Source organism: Agaribacillus sp. DX54 (genome assembly GCF_056858335.1).
The window spans coordinates 77,797-99,753 of sequence record NZ_JBXEQE010000003.1 but is presented as its reverse complement, the minus strand read 5'-3'; the positions used below and the strand labels follow the sequence as shown (position 1 = coordinate 99,753).

Here is a 21,957-nt window from a genome sequence, read left to right as displayed (position 1 = left end):
CAAAGGGACACAAAGAATTTTGTCCAAAACGTTTTGCAACAGCCATTGGCGCTTGCGTCAGGTTTGGAATTAAGTTATCGCGGCACAAATACTTTTACCGGTAAGGTTCATTTTGCGTCACGTTCGGGTTACCCAGGATTTCATTCAATGGAATGGGCAGTACATAATCTTTTGGCGAAAGCTGCCTGTCGACGTTGTATGTGGAGATAAAATTGTTGATGAAATCTCCCAGGTAATCCTGAGCGCCACCGAAAGTACTCTTCCGTTTAAGCTCGGGATAGGTCTCCTGCTCAAAAGCAAATTCCCAGACCCTTTCCTGTACGATAGCATCCCGCAGTTCTGACCGGCTCAATCCGGAAAGCGGATCGAGCCCTGCTCTTTCCCTTACCATGTTAATGCCCAGATAAGGGTCTCCGGAGCCACTTTCATTGGCCGCTTCAGAATGGCCCAGCAATACGTCCGCAAGTCTCAGGTATACCACATTTCTCTCTGTATTGTTAAAGTTATCAACCGGTTCTACCCACTTGGAAACCCATGCAGAACTAAAGACGAGGTTACCGGTGTCGTTGGGATCTACGTCGGCGCGCACCATACCTCCAAACCTGCTTAGGTCATAGGAAGCATCAGGGCTCCAACGCACTTTAGGCATTTCTCCTGCCGAATTCTTTCCCAGACGCGTGGTGGTATACTCGTTGATAAAGGTGGCTGGGATGCGTTGGTCGTTTTCATCATAACTTTTTCTGAATTCCTGGGTGCCGTTCAGCCAATGCCAGCCCACACCGCCTTCCTCATTCGGTAAATCGCCGGGCACGAAATGGGCGTGATGGTTGGTGAATTCTTCAGCATTGGCACTGGCAGAAACCTGCGCTTCGAATATCCGCTCACCGGAGTTTTCACTTTCAACAGCATAATTATCACCGAAATTATCGAAAAGCGCTATATTACTATTGTTCATAATGTCCTCCGCAACAGTACGGGCCTCAATCCATTTTTCATCCTGCAGGTAGGCCTTGACCAAAAGCGCCTTGGCAGCCCAACTGGTGGCACTTCCAACATTCGCATCGGTATATTCCTCAGGTAACACACCGGCAGCAGCTACGAGATCACTTTCAATCAGATCAAGGGCATTGCGAAAGCCATTTTCGTTCGATAGCAGATCCTGGTCACTGATGGTTTTTTCCGCAGTAACAGGAATGTTATCGAAGTATCTGACCAGATGAAAGTAGTAAAATGCCCTCAGAAACATAGCTTCTGCTTTCACACGGTCCAAAAGCCCTGTGTTGGGCTCGCCCGCTTCCTTTAGCTCATCGGCTCTTTCTATAACAGCATTGGCCCGGTTAATGTTTTCGTAAGAAATCCTCCAGTAGGTGGCGATGTAAACATCTGCAGGGTCGACATTTCCATTCTGGAAATCCAAAGGTCCTTTTTCCCATCCTACCTGGTACCCGACCCGGCACTCGAACACATATCTGTTGTAAAAGTGATTGGACCAATCCCGGCCTTCTCCTAAGCCGTCATACACGGCATTCACACCCAGTACCAACTGTTCGGCAGTACTGAAAAAGTTATCCTGGGTCAAAAAATCAGGATTTTCGTCCAGTTCCTCACATCCCAATGGTATCATTAAACCGATTACCGACAGAAGCTTTGAAAATTTATAAATGATCGTTTTCATATCGAACTTATATTTTATTATAAACCTAAATTAACCCCTAGTGTAAAGATCCTGGCCCTTGGATAGGCATCATAGTCATCGGCCCGGTTAAGGTTATTTTGTCCCTGGTTGTTTACTTCAGGATCAAAACCGGTATAGTCAGTAATTACAAAAGGGTTTTGAGCGCTGACATACACTCTGGCATTGCGAATAAATGGCTTGGAGACCGGCAGGTTATAACCGATCATAACATTCTGCAACCTGATAAACGAACCATCTTCTATGAAAAAGTCCGAGTCACGGTAAGAGTTGGCAAAATCGCGGTTGGCGTCTATAACAGGGCGTGAAGCTCCGGTGTTGGCAGGTGACCATGAATCAGTAAGAATGGTCGAGATCTGATTGATCTTTTGAATGCCGTCACCTATTTCGGATTGCTGCAGATTCCTTACATCATTGCCATGTACACCCCGGAAAAAGAAGGTGAAATCAAAGTTTTTGTAATTGATAGTTGAGTTGAGTGCCCAGGTGAAGTCGGGGTTGGGATCGCCAATGATCACAAAATCATCCGGGGTGATTTCCCCGTTGCCGTCAGTATCCTGGTATCTTGGGTAGCCAGGCCTGTCTCCCGATCTGGAGGGGTTGGTATCGACCTCTTCCTGGCTTTGGAATATGCCCGTAAACTTATAACCCCGCCATACACCAATCGGATTGCCCGATTCGACCCAGCTTCCATCCACACCCAGGTGCCCGCTGGTGGAGGTAGAGAAAAAGGGGGCACTGCCACCCAGGTCGGTAATCTCATTGCGCAGCACTGAAACATTGCCTGAAAGCTCCCACTTGAAATCCTTGCTGTCCATCACTACATAGTTCAAACCCAGTTCAAAGCCCTTGTTTTCAAGTGTTCCCGAGTTTTTCAGGATATTTTCAAAGCCAAGGCTGGGAGGAATAGAAACGAACAACAACAGATTCTCGGTTTCATTGAAGAAGTAATCTGCTGTGAGGTTCAACCTGTTCTGCAGGAAGGAAATATCCAGGCCAATATTGAACATGGTCGTCGATTCCCATTTCAAGTCAGGGTTGGGGAGCCGTTCATCGGCCAATCCAAGCACCAGTTCATCGTTCAGTACATAATTTCTTTCACGCAGGTTGGCCAGGGAATTATACACCGGGATTTCTGAGTTTCCGGTGATCCCCCAACTTGTTCTCAGTTTTATATCTGATATGGCTGATGAAAGGCCTGAGTTCCGGAAAAAGTTCTCTTCCGCAATCCTCCAACCCAGGGCAACGGAGGGGAAGTTGGCCCACTTGTTTTCTTCACCGAACCTGGATGATCCGTCCCGGCGGAATGTGAAAGTGAATAAATACCTTTCTTTAAAATTGTAATTAACCCTTCCTAAATAGGATTTCAGGATCCATTCTATTCTTTCCGAAAAGGGAATCTGGATGTTGGTGCCACCTTGTAATTGGGCCTGGTCCACCGTAGCAGCCGGTAACCCCCAGGTGTTGGCCCTGGAAAAACGGTTTACCTCTTTCTGGAAAGTATAACCTGCCACCACATCGATAAAATGATCCTGGCCAATCTGCTTGTTAAATGAAAGGATGTTTTCATTCAACAGGTTGGCGGAATTTCTATTGGCATTGGTGAGGTCACCGCCTCTTTCACGGCCGAGCCTTGTAATATCTACCGGTAAAAATGATACCCTGTTACCACTGATAATGTCTGCGCCGATACTGGTTTTAAAATTAAGCCCTTCCAGTATTTTGAAAGTAAAGGCCGTATTACCCAACACCCGGTTGTTAAAATCCTGGTCTGAGGCGAATTCCAGCTCTTGCAGGGGATTGGTGAAAAAGCGCCCGTCATACGAGGCCAGTTCAAAGTCACCATTCGCATCACGTACGGGAACGGTTGGATCCAGGCCAAGCGCGGTAATGATAATTCCGCCCGGGCCGCCACGATCGGTGGGAGCATTGTTGGAAACGGTCCGGTTATAAGTCCAGCTTGAACTGATGTTTAAACGGTCATTTAAAACATCATTGTCGAGGTTTAGCCGTATACCAAACCGACGAAAATCCGTTTCCTTGATAATACCTTTATTTTCATGATAGTTGCCGATTAATGCGAAGCGGGATTTTGCATTTCCTCCGGTAAAACTGAGCTGATGATTATGAATCATTCCTGTCTGCAATACCTCGTCCAGCCAATCGGTTCCTTCACCGATTTCCCTGATCTCATCGGGTGAAAAGATCGGGGCGCCACCCTGGCTTTCTTCCAGGGTATTCAGATAGGTAGCAAACTCGGCGCCATTCAGCCTGTCAATTTTTTTGGCGATCCTTTGAACAGAAACCGAACCGTCGTAGTCAATTTTGGTCTCTCCGGATTTGCCCCTTTTTGTGGTGATCAATACGACACCATTGGAACCCCTCGACCCGTAAATGGATGTGGCGGAGGCATCTTTCAGGATTTCAATGGATTCGATATCATTGGGATTGATTGAAGCCAGTACATTAGACGATCTCCTGTTACCCCCAAGGCCATAGACATTGTTGTCAGGATAAATGGGAAATCCATCGATGACATATAAGGGCTCACTGCCACTGTTAATGGAGTTGGAGCCCCTGATCCTTACTGAAACCCCGCCGCCCGGTGCGGCAGAGGCCTGGGTTACCTGTACACCCGGTGCCCTGGATTGTATGGCCTGGTCTACGGAGGTAACAGGAAACTCCTTAACCGACTCGCCTTTGATAGAGGCAACGGAACCGGTAAGGTCACTCTTTTTGACGGTTCCGTACCCAATCACTACCACTTCTGAAAGTGACTGGAGATCAGATGCCATGGCCACATCGATGACACTGCGTCCATTTATTTCAATTTCCGTGGTTTCATAGCCGACCGAAGAAAATACCAGTACTTTACCTTCTTCCGGTACCTGGAGGCTGTACTTTCCGTTAACATCGGTAACAGTGCCATTAACCATACCTTTTACGATCACATTTACACCGGGCATGCCCGAATTGGTTTCAGCATCTGTGACCGTGCCGGATACAGTAGTTTGAGCGTTGGTTGCCGTGCCATAACAACAAAGTAAGAGGGCCAAAAACCAATATACAGTGCGCTTTGGTCTTGGTAATAAGTTTTCCATATAAAGATAGTTTAGTCGTTAAAAATTTGTTAACTAAAGCGTATTTGGATCCTGTAGAATGATGGATAATACACTTTTATTCTCATATTAAATTCTTAAATTTAAGGAATGCCCGACCGCTCATCCATGGATAATCTTATTTAAAAATGGACTTTCTGATGCTGATTGGCCGATCTGAAAAACCAGTCTGAAAAATATTGTAACGGTCTGTCTAAATCTTGTCCCGCTGTCCCGGTTGCCTATTCAATAAAAAATACAGTTAAAGATAGTTTTATTGCAAAATTAAGGTTACTTTCTACTTGATTTTTCATAAAGCATATACCGGTTTAGGAATTCGTAAATATTTTTCGGGTAAAATCTATTTCAATACTATGAATAATCAGATTGATAAGATTAAAGACGTAACCGTTTATTTACTGAATTTCCGTCAGGGCAAGTACCTGTATGTAAGCCCATCCATCTTTGACTTACTGGGCTATCTGCCAGAAAGATTTTTAGATAAAGGGTTAGAACATCTGTATTCCCTCATTCATCCTGCCGATTATCCGAGGATACTGAAAGAGCATGCCGGCTTTGTCAATCAGATAACCAGAAAGGGAAATGACAGCATCAACATCATACATCATAAATACCGTTTGCAACATGACCGGCAGCAATGGGTTTGGGTAGAAAACACAGGAATCATCTTAACCTACGGAGCAGACAATAAACCTGAGAACTGCATAGGTTTTTTAAAAAAACTCAGTTATTCTCTATCTGAAATCCGGCAAAAAACATGGATTAACTTTTCCAATAACCTGGCAAAAGCCCTTCATGGGGCACCACCCAATGGCCTCGCAGCGCTTACGAACAAAAGGAGCGCCTTTTTTAGCGAAATTTCCAGTGATACTTCATTTCCCCAACTCATGGAAATTATGCTTGATCAGAAATCGGATCTCAATATTTCCAGGCGTGAGAAAGAGGTATTGCAACTCATTGCCACGGGGCTTTCTACCAAGGAAATTGCCGATCAGCTTTTTATTAGTAATACCACCGTAATTTCCCATCGGAAAAACCTGCTGCAAAAGTTTACCGCCAAAAATACCGCAGAGCTTATCAACAAAGCCTCCAAGCATTTCTGGCTGGGCTAAACTAATGGTATCGATCCCTGAGTTTTTTTGTAAATCATTGTTAACCAATACCCTGTTGGTTGTTCCAGCGTTGATTTCTGTATCTTTTTCTGTAAAATCCTCATTTTTTAGGATTGTGGTAAGCCGGTGTACTTATTACCTTCACACTGATGATATTTTAATTTGATTTGGTTTCCCCTCATGCCAAAAGAAATATCCTGAACCAGTTTTAACTTTTAAAATATTGACACATATGTACTTCGATACATTTGAACCAGATGATTACCCGTTCGATGCATGGACTGACCACGAGGAGGCAATTCCCGATGAATGGATCGGTGAACTTATTGATGATGTTTATGACACCACCGACTCCCATCTGGAAATGGAAGGGAGGGAAATGGACTGGGAAGACCACGTAAGCCCCGAATTCAAAGCCGAAATGGCCAGTTTGGCAGAAAAAATAAACCATGATACGGCCGGAATGCATCCGGTAGACGCTGAGGCATACATGGAAATCGCCTGGGGAGCTTTGGTCGGGCCCCTGGTATCGGCATTGGCCCCGGTAGCTATCAAGGCTGTGGGCGGATTGTTGAATCGAAGAAGGGCGCCTTCACGCGCCATCCAGGCCGGCACGGCGGCCGGCAGCTCCTGCCAAACGCGCGGTACGGTCTGTGGGTTCGCGTTCTGCACAGCCTGCCCGTCGTAACCGCAATACAGGCGTCCCCTCAGCAGGCAGGACCGGAGGAAGGCAGATTGGTCAGGCCGGGCAAACGGCCTTACAGGTGCTTTCATCGATATTACAGGATCCGAACATCATCAATATGATAACCAACCTCGCCGGCACCGGAGTCAGCAGAGCGACCAGGATCGGTGAAAGCGATACCGAGGTCAGGGAAGGTGCAGTACTGAACGCCATTGCCGAATATGCCAAGATGGCGAAGATGGAATTTATCCGGGATCATCACGAAGACGATGCTGATTACCTTCTGGATGAATCAGGAGAATATGTGGCAGACCCTTCGTCCCCCGAATCGAGGGCCCGCCAATTTGCGGATGTGTTTTTAGAAAACTAACAGAAAGCAAGCAAACAAAATAACCATGAACAACAACGTGCAAGATCCAATCGCTGCCATGATCAATCAAATGGCGGGAAGAATCCCAAAGCTCAAATGATTGCGCAGTTGATGGCGCAACAGGCCCGGCAGGGAACCGGAGATCCGGGAAGCATTCAGAATGATAAAACCAAAGGACAAACAAAAAAGCTCCTTAACATCAATCTGGAACTAAAGAAAAAAATTCAAAAGCTGATCAAAGAAAAGAAGCAGATTCTTAAGTATCTCGATTTTTTTATTGATGTAAACGCGGCTTTTTCAGGAGCAGTGGGTGCGTGTGAATGCTGGGGAGGTGATCCTGATTGTGAAAAATGCAACGGTAAGGGAGAGCCGGGATATTTTGAATTGGATCAGGAGCAATTTGATTATTACATAAAACCTTCATTAAAAAAGCACCCCTCACTATACCATCTCGAGACAGATGGGGAAAAAGTGGCTGATACAACCAGCGCCTGAATAAAAAAATTTGTTAAACTAAATTGTTAAAATTATGTATGCAATGAATGGAGAAGCTTATGGTGGCGACACCGAAGCTTTGACCGAAGATTACACAGAATCAGCAGAATTTGACATGGACGACTATGATTCTGCCGAATTTGACATCGATGATGATGATGACGCTGCCGAATTTGACATTGATGACGATGATTCCGCAGAATTTGATGTCGACGATGACGACGATGCAGCGGAATTTTTGCCTGCGTTAGGCATCGCCGCGCCCTTTATTGCGAAAGGAATCGGTGGAGCAATAGGTGGCATCAATAGAATTCTGAACCGCAGGCGGTCACGTCGCCGGAGGTCTGTCAGGCCATTTGTCCCCAGACCTTCTATTCCCAGTACGGCCGTTTCAGGGAAGTCCCGTCTGTTAGGACGTCTTCGAACCAGGTCAGGGCGAAGTATACCTTTCAGGTTGCCAAAATCCATTGCTACCCAAAAAGATATTGCCACACTCAGAAAGGCGATCCGTACCAATACCAAAAATGCCCTGAATAATTCCAAAGGTGTAAAACGAAATTTCTCCGGAATAGTCCAGGCTACCAGGCAAATTAAAAGTGTGGATCGAAAGCACACAGCGGCTTCCAAGACGCAAAACCGCGTTATGGGTGCGCTGAACCGCCGGGTCAGGAAGCTAAAAAAAGACCTTTTTACCAAGATGCGCAATGCCACAAAGCTTTTAAACAAATATCTGAAACAGATTGCCAAGGACTGTGAAATTGAGAAGAACCTCTCAAACCATATAGCGCGCCATTCCTTCGGAAACATAGCCGGTGATAATATCCACCCCTTGATGCTGCAAAAGCTTTACCGGCATACTGACTTGAAAACCACAATCAACTATCAGGCAAATTTCATACATAAGGAAGCCGATGAGGCATTGGAAAGTGTTTTAAATAGTTAGATATTTTTGTTTTTTATTCTACATAATTGTACATTTGTACATTTATGTAATTGTACGTTATAATATTAAAAGAAAGAGAAGAATTATGAGCCGTTTAGTAATAGACGTATCCGGTGAGCAGCACCAAAAAATAAAAGTTCTGGCCGCTTTACAGGGCAAGAGCGTTAAGGATTATGTGTTGGGGAAGCTCTTTCCCGAAGCCGGAACGGATGAAGATCAGGCTTGGGAAGAGCTTTATTCTATTTTGTCGGATCGTATAGAGGCGGCAGAAAACAACCCGCCGTCCGAAAAGACTTTTGAGCAGTTAACCAAAGACATTATTCAAAACCGGAAAGGCCGCTAAATGGCGTTGTATGAAAGAAGTCATGCGGCGCTAAATGATTGGCAGGAGATTGTTGAATATACCCTTGAGCGTCACGGCGTGACACAAACTGAAAAATATATGGCAGGCCTGATAGGCTGCATTGAATCCATGGCCAAGCACGAGGGCCATTTTAAAGAGATCGCGGTAAAGGATCGCACTGTCCGTATTAAGCATTGCCAAAAGCATTACATTTTTGGCCTTGTCCGGGACAATGGCCCCTTAATGATTATAGCGATGTTTCATGAGCGAATGGATTTAATGACGCGCCTGAAAAACAGATTAAAATAGAGCCGTCCCGGTTATCTGTTCTTGTTTAAATCATTGGTTTTTTCATGTCTTCTGACTAAACTCTACTATCGCAAAATTTTTTTTCTCCTTGCTCCATGTTTTTCCTGCTTTAAATACAACGGTTTCAATCTTGTATTTATTAGCCCTTCTGCCGGTTTTCAGGGTTGTGAAATGATCGGGCATAATGCGGGGCCTAAGTACTTTGGATTTGGTCTTGCTTAACTCCATATCCTTGCTAATGCTCAACTTTTGATCATCAGCATAATGTTGTCCAATCATCTGAGAAGCCCAGCTATTCGTTTCAAAGCAAGCATTGCTGGCAAAGTATTTTAGGTTCAAATTGCCGAGTAAGCTTTTGGCTCTAGCTTCTGGCTGATTGCCCCCCATAACAAAGAACAGGTTTTGTAGGTTTTGGGTAATATATACTGATGCTACCCATGAACTCCGCGCAGTGCTTTGGAACTGTGGATCAGTCATAGGTGAGCAATAGGTCTGGTACTCATCAATCCATAAGCACACTGGTTTTGGGTCAGTTTCTTCTTCGATTTTTCGCCGTTCCATAGCTGATTGAAAAGATGTTTTGTAAATCGTGGCAGCAAAAACAGCTGACAGACCGTATTTTTTAATTGGAAAATCAATAATTACAATTTTTTTCTGCTTAACAATATTTTCAGGGCATAACGCCTCGCTTAGTCCATGAGAAAACTGATTTTTCAATATGCCCCTGTTCATGAATGGCTCTATTATGCCCAAAATACCCTCGGTGATGGAGCTTTTTGTTTTGTCAGGAACTTCCGGGAATTCCTTAATCCAGTATTCGGTGTTTGTTTTAGCTTCTTCTTCAAGTTCCATTGCGCCAAATTGTTTTTTGAAAATTCTCTCCAGCAATGTCAGAAAATAGTTGGACTCGATCCAATTTTTTAGTTCTTTAGCCGCACCTTTTCGTTCTTCATGATCAATTTCCTCTTCTGTTGTTACCAGGTTTTTCAGGTGGAAATATATCTTTGGTTCATTCTTCTTAAAGCCATCTATTATAACTTTGCGTATGTTGACAATGGTGACTTCTTCACCGACAAGCATGAGAAATAAGATAACGCGGCTTATAACACGCCTCTGCGCACTATTCCAAAATGGCTCTTCCTTTCCATCCCCACCGGCCAAATGAATTCTTATTTGCTCATTAAGGCTCATGAGTAAATTCACGACGTTATTAACCTCATCCGCACCATCCCCAGCGCGCTCTACTTCATATTTTAGAAAATTAAATTTCAGGTCTTTTTCTTTATTGAAAATCACAAGATCGTTCTCACGCCCTGTTTCTTTTGCATATTTTACCCAACGATCTTTTTCATCAGATTTGGCACACAATACGCAAAATCCTAGCCCGCTTTTAAGCATGGCTAATGCGGCGTGTCGGCCTGGGCCGGATGACTTGCCGCTTCCTGTTGCTCCTGTTATTAATGTACCTTCAACAGCGTCGGCCCATGTGATTTTCGTGCCTGTTCCGGGTACAGTTCCTGGTCTAAAAGGTCTTCATAGCTATTTATTGCCTTGTTTGGTTTTGTTCTTTTAAAAAAGTTCATAACTAAATTTTTTGATGGTTTATTATTTTTCTTTTTCTTTTTCGATATCCTTGTCTTGGCCCTTGTACTGGTCAGCTAGAATAGATGCATATTTTTCGCGCAGGTTTTCGCGGGAAAAACTCTTAATAATCTGCCGTTCTTTTTCAAATTGCTTAATACGATCCTGAAAACCTTTTGTGTATTCACCCGGTTCTTTTTCCGGTATTTTCATGTCCTTTAGTAAATGAGGCATGAAGCGGCAGATCATATCAGCGTGGTTATACGCTTTTTTGTATTCTTCAGAGACCTTTAAATCTTCCATATCTTAAAATGTGTCTTTGGCATTATTTTCTATAAATTCTTCAATCGAAAACCTGTCATAGAGAATGACCTTCTTGCTTGGCTGGGAAAATCTGATTTTCCCCTCATCTCTATAGTTTTGCAATGTTGTTTTAGATTTTAATTTCAGCATTTTCATGGCTTCTTCTCCATCAATCCAGCGCTCGGCCGGTGCGTTATGCTCTGCGCTTAAACGCTCCACCACCTGTTCTATGAGCTTGTAAAAAGCCTCTTCTTCCATCATTATTATGTTCATTTTTCTCCTATTGTTATGCGTTAAAAAATGTTCTTTTTTACATCCAATTTGTTTGATCTGCCCAGATGCCCCCGGCCATAAAATGCCTCTACCTTTCCCTATCGATCCCTTTATCTTTCATTTTCTCAAAAGTTTGTCTCAATTCTTCCCTGGGGGGCTGATGTTCGCGGAAATACTTACTCAGGCTGTTATTCTCGCTGTAATAGGATTTAGCCTTGCTTGCAACATCATCCCGAAGCAGTTGATCTGATCGCTCGCGCGTATCTTTTATTATGTCATGGTGGGTGTGGGGTAGTCCGGCTCTGATACCCTGTCCGTAATAAATGTCAGCTTTCGACCGGTTGGCTTCAATCTCTTTAATTTGCTCCCGGTATCTTTCAATTATGGTCTGAACTTTAAAATATTGATCCATGTTTTCGCCAATGCGGCTATATAGATCGAGGCGGTTTTGTAGCCCTCCATGCGTTAAATTTGCGCCTTTGCTCTGGTCTTTATCCGGCTTGTTATCCTGTTCAATACTGGTAGGAGCCAAATGATCTTCTTTGTCCTGATTATGCTCATGTGATTTTCCTTTTGCAGATGATTTCATATTTCATAAGTTTAATTTTCTTAAGCATTGCCCAAAGCCTTTCCTCCTATAGAAATGTTCGAAATGAACACATTTGCCTGACCGTCATCTTTTCCAGACGGGGATTCCTTCATCCATATAAGTGTTCGTTTTTTCAGGTGATCGCGTACCTGACGAAGATTTCTGCCTTCGACGCTAATGAACAGCTCATGGGCTATAATTGTGATTAGACTGTTGTCCGTTAATATGAAGTAAGGCAGTAGAGGATAGGGAATACTGTATTCCCTGCCAGATCGCTTGATTAGGTCAAAATGTAATTCACCCTCTGCGCCAATGGCATAATACTGCATTTGTGCTGTACGGGCTTCCTCGGAGTGTTCATTATTATCTGTCCGGTCATATTCCATGTTTCCGGAAACTGGCCCCGGAGTGGATTTGTCGAGTTGTCTAATTCTTTCATTGTTTTTCGATTTTTTGGTTAAAGAGTAGTAATGTGCGCGCTGTTTACGCTGCAATAATTGCCGTTCATGATCATCGGCAACTTCGCGCGCAGTTAATCTTTCACCGCTTTTCACGATGGCACTTTTTAGCTCTTTCTTATCCGATGTATAAATGGATACGGAATGCGTGCCCCTGGATGCTGCCACGTAGAAAGCCTGTTCATTCGTTGCGGCAAAAGACAAATCGGACATTGAAACAAAAACATCCTGAACTGTCTTACTTTGGCTGCTATGGCTTGTTTCCGCATAGCCGTGCTTGAAATGGTAAATATCCTTGGGAAGCGTTTTGCCATTGCTCAGTTTGATATCACCGGTTTTTGTGAAGCCCTTGATCTGATAGGTTGTGCCATTATTGGCTTTGGTGTTTTCAATTGTCTTTGAATTATTGGTCAGCCTGATTAAATCGCCTTTGGCAATAGAAAGCTGCCCTCTTTGATAGACCTGATAATGTTCGGGATTGTCATGGGGGAGCTTTAATATCTCCCCTGATTTTAAATCCCGAACCGATATATTTTTCTGATTTTCAGTTGGTAGAACTTCGTAATGTGAGCCGGCCTTAAAGCCTTTCTTCTGGGCTTTAACAAATCGGATCACCTGACCTTCCGAGTAGTTTACCAAGTCCTTCTTTTGGCTTTCGGTGAAAGACAGGTTTTTAAGCGTATCAAAGCTGCGCTCGTTTCCCTGAATGCGCCCCTTTGCTCTTAATTTTTCGCGTACGACTTCGTTGATTTTTTCCCCCTCTAAGTGGGTAGGGCTTACAATTAAAGCCGATCTGTTTTTGGTGATTGAGCTTACATAGTCATCTGCTATTTGATTTAGACGCTCTTCATGATCCGGGATTTCCTTGACGGCCCCCATCCTGTTGAAAGCCTGATAGCCTTCTAACGTCTGGCCAGCAGCCAGTTTTTCAACAGCTTTGCGATATTTCTGTGGCTTTTGCCTCATTATTTTGTGAACCGTGGCGGTTTTCAGTTTTGCTTTATCCTGTAAAATGCGCATGGCATCACCGTATTGGCCTGGAGGGCCGTGCTGGCGTGTATCGGCGCTAAGCACAAGCATTGCGTTGTGTTTTTTCGTTAAAGCCAAAATCTCCGACATGGTTTTAACCCCGCACATACCGGCCTCATCAACCAGTAGAACATTGTTACGAAGCTTTTCCTGAAGTTTTGGATTGTGAAGCAGCCCGGCAATTGTATCGGCCTCAAATCCTTTGTGCTTTAAAACCTTGCTGGCTTGTGAAGACGGAGCAACGGAAAATAGAGATTTTCCTGTCTCTGCAATGCCGCTCTGCACTTCCGTAAGTAGTGATGTTTTGCCGACACCGGCGGAGCCTCTTAATATCGTTACCTGATCATTTGAGGTCAGAATGTCCTTAATGGCCTTGCGCTGCTGCTCATTTAGAAAATCCTGTTTGGGTTTATAATCAGGGTTAAGGGCAGGGAACTTGCCCTTTCCCTGCGTAGCAGACAAAATCATTTTATCCTCGGTGCGCACCATCTCGCGCGTGGTTATGTGGGTGATTGTTTCAATATCTGAGCGCAGAATATTATCGCGGCTGTTAAGCTCGCGGCTCACATCCTGGGGCAGGAGATGCCCATAGCTGAGCGTTAAAGCATGGGCTAGAACTCTTTTTTCCTGAACCACCGAGTTTCTTTCCAGAAAATGTTCAAGCGATTTATCTATAGCCTCTTTTGGTGAAATTGGTTTGGATTGTTGTTTTGTGTTTCCTTTGATGTTTTGAAGGGCTTCAAACTCCGCCTTGGTGAGCCTTTCTTTCCACAACTCATACATTTCAGCTTTACTCACCGATTTATTCTTGGCGTTTCTGGTTTTTTTTGCCAGCTCCGCCTTTTTTTTAGGATCGGTGATGTTGTGTTTTCTGGCATATTCGTCGATCTCGCGGCTTCGATTTGAATAGCGCTCAATGATGGATCGTGAGACGCCTGCAATCTCAAAAAAGCCATCGTGGGTGCGTGCTATTTGGTATCCTGCCTTTTGCAAACGGTGGCTTAAATGGGAGTGCAGGTAGGCTTGAAAGTAGTAAGCCTGCCTATGAATATTTCTCATTTCCAGGGCCTGAAAGCGGTTTTTTTCCTGACTAAAGGTTGTCGGAGCAATAAAATTGTGAAAATGGGGTAACATATCAGGCAGGTGAAGCGTCCGGCCGTCTTTTTCGATTTTTACAGGCCTTCCAACCTCATGCCGAAAAGTAGACCAACAGATGCTTTGTGTATCTTCGTAAAATCGTTCATCCTGTGTATTAGCTTGGGTTTGCGCATATCTTTGGATCTCCTGCATCAGTTCATGATTGGCGTCTTTCATAGCCTTCCCGATTTCCGGGTCGTTTGTGAACGTATCCAGTATGCCTAGGCTCTTCGGAGGAAGCACGGTTACGTCATAGCCTGCAACCGCATTTTCGACCTTGTTAACGGCTAAAGATTCTTTTGTTTCAGGATGAGTCCTGCCAGCAAGATCGCCAATATTTTCCCGCGTTACTTGCTTTTTATGAAGACCTAACCGTTTTGAAAGCTCGCCATCCCATTGGGCCGGGACGTTTTCTTCCATATAGTAATCTCTTATTTTAGATTCACGCTCTGTGGCGTAACCATCGTCATAATAATTGACGACAGCAGCAATGGAGTCGAATTTGTTGAAATTGACCATATCGTGTTCGGCTTGTTGATTTTTTGGGGAAAGGAAGAGGGCGGCATTATTGTGATTGACAATAAATATGCCGCTTAATCGTCCTAATTTATATATCTGTTAGTGACCTGAATGTCAATATATTCCTATTTTAAATGCCCTTATCCCTTTAGAAAAGTTTGAACCCGCACCCTATGAGAATGCTCAATTAATTGAAACACGATCTCGTTTGTGCCCATTAGGATAAGAAAACTGCCAAAGGTTGCATCTATACCGGAACGCCAAAGATATATCCCTGCACCAATGGCCAGAACAGGCTCCACAAAACAGCAGATGAAAAATTCAGAAACAGGGATGTACCTGGATAGTAATTTATCAAAGAGCAGATATAGCCAGCTTACCCCTCGCGTTGTATGGCTTTTGTTTTGAAATCCCAGCCAGTTCATGACGGTGTTGGTAAGGGAAACCAAAGCAAATACGCCTCCGTAAATCAGCAGATTCTGACTACGGATATTAATAAAGAGCAGGTTGACAAGATCATCAAGGCTATTGAAGATCGGCAGAAACGGTATTGAAAAAATAGCAACAGGCGTTAACGGCCAGAGTTTTGCAGAGTTATAAATCAGGAGCGTACTTAGGAAAAAAACTGTTAATCCAAGACAAGAGCCATGTTTGTACCGGGTTAATCCGATTAAACCGTAAGACAGGATAACACCATTGGCCGACATATACTGCCTGAGCATTTGCCAGAGGCTTTCTTTAAATTTGAAAAATAGCAGGTGGAATATCTTACTTTCCGTTATTCCGACGATCAGAGCATCATCTTGCAATTTTCGTATTTTTTTTGGTTTGAAGTCGCCTTGGTTTGAATGAGAAGTAATCATAGTCGTGATTTTTGTGTTGGGTTCAAAAAATTGATTTAGAAAATTTTAGTGCTTAACTATCGTTATAAGGAGCTAAGACATGCCTCACTAATCTCTGTTGTGTGGAGTGTAGGCTTATCTATATGCGATAGCTTGAGCTTCGGCTCGCAACTCGGCAGGCATCAAAGCCGGCATCCGCTGTATTTACACCATGACCGTTATAAATTTGAGGTAAGTTTGTACGGAATTATGCGGACTCTAACGCGTCTGTTTATCGCTTTTTCTTGTTCAGTACGGTTTTTGGTTAATGGCCTGAATGGCCCAAAGAACCGTGTTTTTATTCGTGCGCTGTTTATTCCTTGCTGAACCGGAAGAGTTTTTATGGCCTCTACACGTTGCTGGGAAAGTTTCATATTTTTCTTCCACGATCCGGTATTGTCGGTGTGTCCAGTAATTTGCACGCTCCAATTGGGGAAAGTTGAAAGAAGCTTTGCAATTCTCACGGCTTCTAAACTGTCTTCTTCTGTCAAAAATTTATGGTCACTTCGGACAAACATTATATTGTTGAAAATGCTGTCAGATTGCCGGAAAAACCCCGTCTTTTCCATGAGTTCAGTTTTCTTTTCGTCGGTATAGGCGGATTTACGTCTAACTTTGATTTCTGAGGCTGAACCACCGTTGTAAGGTTCATCTAGGAGCTCCTCTTTCGTTTCAAAAATCACAGTTGAAGCGCCAGATCTGCGAACGCCTCTAAAGAATTTGTTTTCCTTGCTGACATACTTAATTTGCAGATAATCGTACCCATCTTTTTGAATGGCTTTTCCTGAGAGGTTGAATGCATAATCGGTGGTTGAACCGACTGCCGCATAATGATTGAGCAGGTCTTGATAGTCCAAAAGGATTATCCCGTTGTCATATGTCCCTTTAAGTGCGATCTCTCGCATGACCATTTTTTTGGTCTTGGCACTGTCTTCAAAAACATTGGTTAGAAAAGTACCTTCTACCTTGCCCCCCATTGATACCAGGCTCAATTCAAAATCTACATATCCCGTAAAGGGTTGTTCAATTTTCTTCTGAACCTTTTTCATTTTAGGTTTGCCATCACTGCCAAATATGTTTTTCAGTAACTTGTCCCAAAATTTCTTTTCCTGCTTCGTTGTATCTGCAATGATTTCACTTCTGGAAAAGGTGTGTACCCAACTTTCCTTAGCCTCTGCAATCCATACACCGGATATATCAGGATAGGATTTAACCGTGTCGCTTTGTACTGGTTTATTGGAGGCGTGTACCTGGTTAATATCAAGTACCAACAGGGAAAAAAGGCCAATTGCAGTGATAAGGAAAGCTTTGTGTAATAGCAGCTCATTGATTTCAACTCTGTTGAAATATTCAACCTGTTCATTTTTTGATTTCTCTTTGTCTGGTTCTGGGGTTTGTTTTCCCCCGGACTGTACAAAAGAGAAAAGCGTTGTGCCGGTTCTAAGAAACCAGCTCTTAGGATTTTCCATCTTCTTCATTTTTCAATTTTTTTAAGTGAAACATGCAATAAAAATTTCAATATGAAGCGGAAACCTAGACATAAGTATCTGTAGATCAATAGAATAAACCAGAAACATTTTTATCTGGATTAGTCGGCTTGACCAATGGATTTGGGTCTTTGGGAGGTATTTGTTATATTCCCGACAATTCCAGAATTTTTCAGACAATTCCAGAATTTTCTAGCAAAATTGAACCAGAACTTCACTACCAAATGATTCAGGAACGAAAGGAACGTATCCTAAAGCTTGAACAAGATTTACGCACAGCTCTCAAAAAATTGGATAAGGCTAAATTCAGCAAATTTTTAGATGAAAATCCGCACCTGAAAAAGGGGGTGAGTGGAATGAAGAAAGACGCTATTTATCTTCTGAAGGAGGAATTAAATGAGTTGGCCAAGGTCATAGAGGAAGGTGGCAAAATTTTTAAGAGCAGAGAGGACATATTTGATTTAATAGATACCGTAGAAAGGTTGTGTCTTTGTATTGCAATATTCAGACGAGAAAAAGAAGATCCATTCAAAGATAAAAGTGAAGACAAAGAAAGTGAAGTGGTCAATATTGAGAAAATGCCTCCTGATGAGAAAGCGCTTCGGCATGAATGGTTTTTATATTTTTTATACGCTACAGATCGTACTGATAGGAGATTAAAACTTGCAAGGACAATCCTTAAGGTCTTTACAAACTTATCTGTTGAGATGACAAATTTGGTTGAGGCACAGAGTGAAGACTATTATGGCAAATGTTGGCAGATTCAGAAAAGTTCAGTTTGGTGCTTTGATCTGACCAACAAACCAAGGCCACAGGCTACGCGAGAACTTCATTTTAAAGTTGACTATCCTAACAAGAAATATGAGATATTATTTGGTGCTTATACCACTTACGACCAAAAGAACATATATTCAGGATCGCTTGTTTTAGAAAAGATAACCGAAAAAGTTCTTGAACGCGTGAAATCGAAAGAAAAAACGGATACGTTAGCGCCACTTAAATTTTTTTTTGCTGATGAGTCCAGAGAGAAATTTGATGCTCTTCCAGAAGCTATTCAGAATTTTTTGGCGGTCAAAAGTGAAAATTTTTATAGGGTGCCTGCTCCATATTAGAACCTTAAGCAATTTGGTAATTCTATCTATGGGAATTTTCAGGAGAGAATTAAAAAATTTGTGGGTAATAGAGAACGAAGGTTTTTGGAATTAAAAAACCCAAAATTATTTATAGCTAGTCCGCAAACTTCTCTAATTGAGGAAGTTTCTGGTTATCGGAATAAGCAGAATCGGTTGCTAAATGATTTAATCAAAGACTTAAAACTCGCAATTCCTCAAATTGACTGTTCACAGATAGAGAAAACAATCGAAAGTAAAGAAGATTTTGATTCTTTTAATAATATTTTTGAATTAAGGCGGAACGATACTTTGTTCTAATTTTGGGGGATGTTAACATGGCTACTTTTAGCATGGCTCAGCTAGGAATTGCCTTAGGATTTTGCAAATATATTATGATTTTTTATAAAGAACAGAACATTTCTAGTAGGATGAGAGCGCTAGGTGAGCTGGGGGTAGAGCTTGAACCCTATAAGAATCTTGCAATAGACGGAACAGCTATTAAGGATAAAATTGTGCATTATGTTAATAAAACTCTTGACATAAAGTCCCATAATGATTTAAAAATGGGCTAAATTCTCAACGTGAAAGCATGGAGAGACTGGATGGTTTTAAGGGGAATATTTAAGAAATTTGTGCAGCTTTACGAATTAAAAAATCCCGAAGATAAGATATGGTTTTCCGATGAATTTGAGGGTGCAATGGGTTCATTGCAAAAGTTTAACTGGAATGTAGAGCTATTGAACATTGACATAAAGATCACTTTTGGCGATGTGGATTTAGACCGCAATGAGTCGTCACGATTGACACAAGTTTTAAGGGACGCTGCAAATTCTCAACCAAAGCGCGAACTTAATGACGAGGAAAGAATACTGACATTTATTGAATACGCTGAAATGTCTGGCGGGTACAATGTTGGGAAGCTAAAAGAAGCCTACTATGACTTGAAATGCGCAAATTTCAAAAGTTCCACCGATCCTGATACAGGAATGAATATTAAGTAAAATGTTTAAAGAAATCATGTTTTCTGTGCCCGGATTGAAGGCAGTTTTTACTATTTGTTTTTCCTAATTGTATGATGCAAATTCCGCCTACTTAAGAAATTAAGGGTTAAATTGGTATCTATCAGAAAAATCATTCATTTCCTGGTGCAGCTGAGGGGAGGCAATCCTTCGTATGAATCATATCTTGTCTTTGCGAAGCAATCTCTATCATTTTATATGCCTTTTTGAGAGGAGCTAAGCCGTTCTTGGGGGCATCAGGCACATCAACTTCATAAATTTTGACGGTACGCGCAGGTATATTAGGCATATTGCCCGCACTACGAGCATCAAAAATCATTTTCTTACGTTTTTCTATGTTATTTAAATCAAATTCAGGATCGGTATTGTGAGTTAAATCTGAAGATAGAGGTAGGCCTATTTGGGCTTCTGCAGCCTTGAAAAACTCTTTAGCTTTTTCGGTTTTAATATGATCCACATATCTATCCAGAGAATGCTTGTTTTGGTAGTAGAACATCTGGAAGACTTCCGGTCGAAGGTCAAATGAATGTTGTTCATCCATCCACTTTCGTTCAATAAAGTCAAAAATCTTTTCTATTATATCCATTTTATTTGAAATTTCGCCCAGTTTTGGCTTGTTACTATAATCTTTGCCATATGCCCCCTCTACTAGCGTTTTTAGAACAAAATGAGCCCTGTAGAGATTACCTAAATAATATTCTGGATTTTTATTCAAGTTTCCAGACCAGTATTTGCCAATATTTCCAACTTTGGTGAAAATTTCGTGAGCAACAACTTGTTTAAGGTTTGTTAGGTTCTTTTGCTGTTGAGCGATCGCATCGGGATCGGCAATTGGATATTTAATGACTAACATCGGGTGGTCGGCGTCTAACTGGGGCAGTATTCGGCGATGAGAATACATGTAAGGTGTAGGGGAGCTGTGTATACCGTTCAAGCTAGGATGAGGCTCCAGATATTCTTTAGCTTCATGGTAATAATTAAGTTTTAATTGTCTGGAACCATTTCCTACGTCAAAGCGTGTATAATAGCTGCTTGTAATTGTTTTTGCGAGTACTGAGCGAATGCCGATGCCCGTCCATTCCGCCAATGCCATAAACTTTGAATCAGAAAGACTTTCTAATTTTTTAGTTATTTGTTCTCTATTAATGCGGTCGTCTTTGAAAAAGATGTCATTTTTCGTATAAACTTTTAGCCATCCGGCTTCTTCACTGTATATAACTCTTTTATTACCAGCAGATGTGTAATCATATTCGAATCTCGTACCGTCGCTATATCTTTGGGAAGATTGAAAATCCAACACGGATTCTGGGCTTTTTTCAATATAATGGTCGTGATAAATGAGGTTGTTATCGAAAGCTTCTCTGTAGATATAGTCAAAGTGCGCATCTTCGAGCTTTTTCAGTTCGTACTCAAAAACGGCAAAGGCCAGAGGTATATGTTGGCGCATGGCGTCAATGGTTTTTTCAATCTGCTTTAAATCTTCACAGAATTCTATGGCGTTTTTGTCTTGTTGAACATTGCCTTCGTTGTCGTGATCCAACCAACGATATTTAACAATATCCATATATTCAGATAAAGATTGCGCAAATACTTGCGGGTTAATAATGTGGCCTTTTAATTTCTCTAGGGTTTTTCCATTATACCTTAGTGAATTATGAGATGAATAGCCAATAGACCCATTCTCAATATATTGGTTTAGCCAGGAGCCTATACTAGGCAAAAGCCCCCAGTCCCAGTAAATATTTGTTGAGTCAAGACGGTCTTTTAGTTTGTTGAGGTTAAAACCTTCAATGTTCGCTTTATCTAAATATGCGGTATTTATTTTATCATTTTCTAGAATATCGGTTGCAAAAGCAGCTATGCTGTTTAAATGGCTTCTAATTTTAGAAAATGTATCACCAGGATCTTCTAAATTGTCTAAGCTCACGCCATTGTAGGATTCTTGTAATGCGCTCCAAAGGTCTTCATCAATATCATTGCCAGCAGCGTTATAAAATTCGCCTAATAGCGCTCCTTTGTCCTTTAAAACACGTATCATTTCTTCATTATGGCTAACAACTTTTATTAAATCCTGAGTATCAAAAACTTCCCGTTCTATATCTTCAAGTCGTTTTTCAATATATTTGAGTTCGTCTATGATTTCATTTTGGTTAAGTTCAATAATGCGCGATAGTCGGTTTAAGCTATACTGAATCTGCCAAACATCACTTCTTAACTCCCGTATTTCTTTCATCATCTCTTGTTGATTTTTGAGAATTGCCTGAAGCATTTCAATCTGCACTTCATCCGGAGATTGTCCATTACTGCCTTGCATTAAATTAACAAGAGCTCCAAAGCCTGACACCACATTTCCAAAAGCGGTAAAATCAAAACTTTCGTTATATTCACTGGCGATTTTTAAGGCGTCCATACCTTTGTAGATGCTTGTAAGAGCGTTATTGGTTTGAGCAACCACATGTGCCTTTTTAGGATCAAATAGTGCCAATGTTGAAGAAAGTGC

The 21,957-nt window shown here is 42.2% G+C and carries 20 protein-coding genes; 10 read left to right on the top strand and 10 right to left on the bottom strand.

The window, feature by feature from the left end; genetic code table 11:
* Positions 1-94 precede the first annotated feature (94 nt).
* Entirely contained in the window at positions 95-1,675 is a 1,581-nt protein-coding gene (locus tag AC04NP_RS04850) for a RagB/SusD family nutrient uptake outer membrane protein (RefSeq protein WP_482858381.1), read from the bottom strand.
* A gap of 17 nt (positions 1,676-1,692) precedes the next feature.
* Positions 1,693-4,794 (bottom strand): SusC/RagA family TonB-linked outer membrane protein, encoded by a 3,102-nt coding sequence (locus AC04NP_RS04845; protein WP_482858380.1) that lies wholly within the window; start codon positions 4,792-4,794, stop codon positions 1,693-1,695.
* Between the two features lie 371 nt (positions 4,795-5,165).
* On the opposite strand from AC04NP_RS04845, the gene AC04NP_RS04840 reads away from it, so the two are divergent.
* The 7 genes from AC04NP_RS04840 (at position 5,166) to AC04NP_RS04810 (ending at position 9,069) form a co-directional block, all read left to right on the top strand.
* A complete protein-coding gene (locus AC04NP_RS04840; RefSeq protein WP_482858379.1) occupies positions 5,166-5,924 on the top strand; it encodes a LuxR C-terminal-related transcriptional regulator in 759 nt (252 codons plus the stop codon).
* A gap of 223 nt (positions 5,925-6,147) precedes the next feature.
* The gene (locus AC04NP_RS04835; protein ID WP_482858378.1) at positions 6,148-6,612 is read left to right on the top strand and encodes a hypothetical protein; all 465 of its coding nucleotides are present in this window, start codon (positions 6,148-6,150) and stop codon (positions 6,610-6,612) included.
* On the top strand, positions 6,578-6,979 hold the full coding sequence (locus AC04NP_RS04830; RefSeq protein ID WP_482858377.1) for a hypothetical protein: 402 nt from the start codon (positions 6,578-6,580) through the stop codon (positions 6,977-6,979). Before AC04NP_RS04835 ends, AC04NP_RS04830 begins: the two co-directional genes overlap by 35 nt.
* A gap of 96 nt (positions 6,980-7,075) precedes the next feature.
* Positions 7,076-7,474 (top strand): hypothetical protein, encoded by a 399-nt coding sequence (locus tag AC04NP_RS04825; protein ID WP_482858376.1) that lies wholly within the window; start codon positions 7,076-7,078, stop codon positions 7,472-7,474.
* Between the two features lie 43 nt (positions 7,475-7,517).
* The gene (locus AC04NP_RS04820) at positions 7,518-8,417 is read left to right on the top strand and encodes a site-specific integrase (RefSeq protein WP_482858375.1); all 900 of its coding nucleotides are present in this window, start codon (positions 7,518-7,520) and stop codon (positions 8,415-8,417) included.
* A gap of 85 nt (positions 8,418-8,502) precedes the next feature.
* Complete coding sequence (locus AC04NP_RS04815; RefSeq protein WP_482858374.1) at positions 8,503-8,760, top strand: hypothetical protein; 258 nt, start codon at positions 8,503-8,505, stop codon at positions 8,758-8,760.
* On the top strand, positions 8,761-9,069 hold the full coding sequence (locus AC04NP_RS04810) for a type II toxin-antitoxin system RelE/ParE family toxin (protein ID WP_482858373.1): 309 nt from the start codon (positions 8,761-8,763) through the stop codon (positions 9,067-9,069).
* Positions 9,070-9,111: 42 nt separating this feature from the next.
* Here the strand turns inward: AC04NP_RS04810 and AC04NP_RS04805 are convergent, their stop codons facing one another.
* The 7 genes from AC04NP_RS04805 to AC04NP_RS04775 all read right to left on the bottom strand — a co-directional run bounded on the left by AC04NP_RS04805 (position 9,112) and on the right by AC04NP_RS04775 (position 17,317).
* Entirely contained in the window at positions 9,112-10,467 is a 1,356-nt protein-coding gene (locus tag AC04NP_RS04805; protein WP_482858372.1) for a type IV secretory system conjugative DNA transfer family protein, read from the bottom strand.
* Between the two features lie 207 nt (positions 10,468-10,674).
* A complete protein-coding gene (locus AC04NP_RS04800) occupies positions 10,675-10,953 on the bottom strand; it encodes a hypothetical protein (protein ID WP_482858371.1) in 279 nt (92 codons plus the stop codon).
* Positions 10,954-10,956: 3 nt separating this feature from the next.
* A complete protein-coding gene (locus tag AC04NP_RS04795) occupies positions 10,957-11,226 on the bottom strand; it encodes a helix-turn-helix domain-containing protein (protein WP_482858370.1) in 270 nt (89 codons plus the stop codon).
* An 88-nt stretch (positions 11,227-11,314) separates the two neighbouring features.
* Complete coding sequence (locus tag AC04NP_RS04790; protein WP_482858369.1) at positions 11,315-11,815, bottom strand: hypothetical protein; 501 nt, start codon at positions 11,813-11,815, stop codon at positions 11,315-11,317.
* Positions 11,816-11,835: 20 nt separating this feature from the next.
* The gene (gene mobF, locus AC04NP_RS04785; protein ID WP_482858368.1) at positions 11,836-14,958 is read right to left on the bottom strand and encodes a MobF family relaxase; all 3,123 of its coding nucleotides are present in this window, start codon (positions 14,956-14,958) and stop codon (positions 11,836-11,838) included.
* 140 nt (positions 14,959-15,098) lie between these two features.
* Entirely contained in the window at positions 15,099-15,767 is a 669-nt protein-coding gene (locus AC04NP_RS04780; protein ID WP_482858367.1) for a hypothetical protein, read from the bottom strand.
* Positions 15,768-16,018: 251 nt separating this feature from the next.
* Positions 16,019-17,317 (bottom strand): OmpA family protein, encoded by a 1,299-nt coding sequence (locus tag AC04NP_RS04775; protein ID WP_482858366.1) that lies wholly within the window; start codon positions 17,315-17,317, stop codon positions 16,019-16,021.
* A 119-nt stretch (positions 17,318-17,436) separates the two neighbouring features.
* Between AC04NP_RS04775 and AC04NP_RS04770 the strand changes: the two genes are divergently transcribed.
* From AC04NP_RS04770 to AC04NP_RS04760, 3 genes are all read left to right on the top strand, one after another.
* Positions 17,437-18,438, top strand: a complete 1,002-nt coding sequence (locus AC04NP_RS04770; protein WP_482858365.1) for a hypothetical protein — start codon at positions 17,437-17,439, stop codon at positions 18,436-18,438.
* Positions 18,439-18,788: 350 nt separating this feature from the next.
* A complete protein-coding gene (locus AC04NP_RS04765; RefSeq protein WP_482858364.1) occupies positions 18,789-19,010 on the top strand; it encodes a hypothetical protein in 222 nt (73 codons plus the stop codon).
* A gap of 9 nt (positions 19,011-19,019) precedes the next feature.
* Positions 19,020-19,439, top strand: a complete 420-nt coding sequence (locus AC04NP_RS04760; protein ID WP_482858363.1) for a hypothetical protein — start codon at positions 19,020-19,022, stop codon at positions 19,437-19,439.
* A 130-nt stretch (positions 19,440-19,569) separates the two neighbouring features.
* Here the strand turns inward: AC04NP_RS04760 and AC04NP_RS04755 are convergent, their stop codons facing one another.
* On the bottom strand, positions 19,570-21,942 hold the full coding sequence (locus AC04NP_RS04755) for a hypothetical protein (RefSeq protein WP_482858362.1): 2,373 nt from the start codon (positions 21,940-21,942) through the stop codon (positions 19,570-19,572).
* Positions 21,943-21,957: the final 15 nt, after the last annotated feature.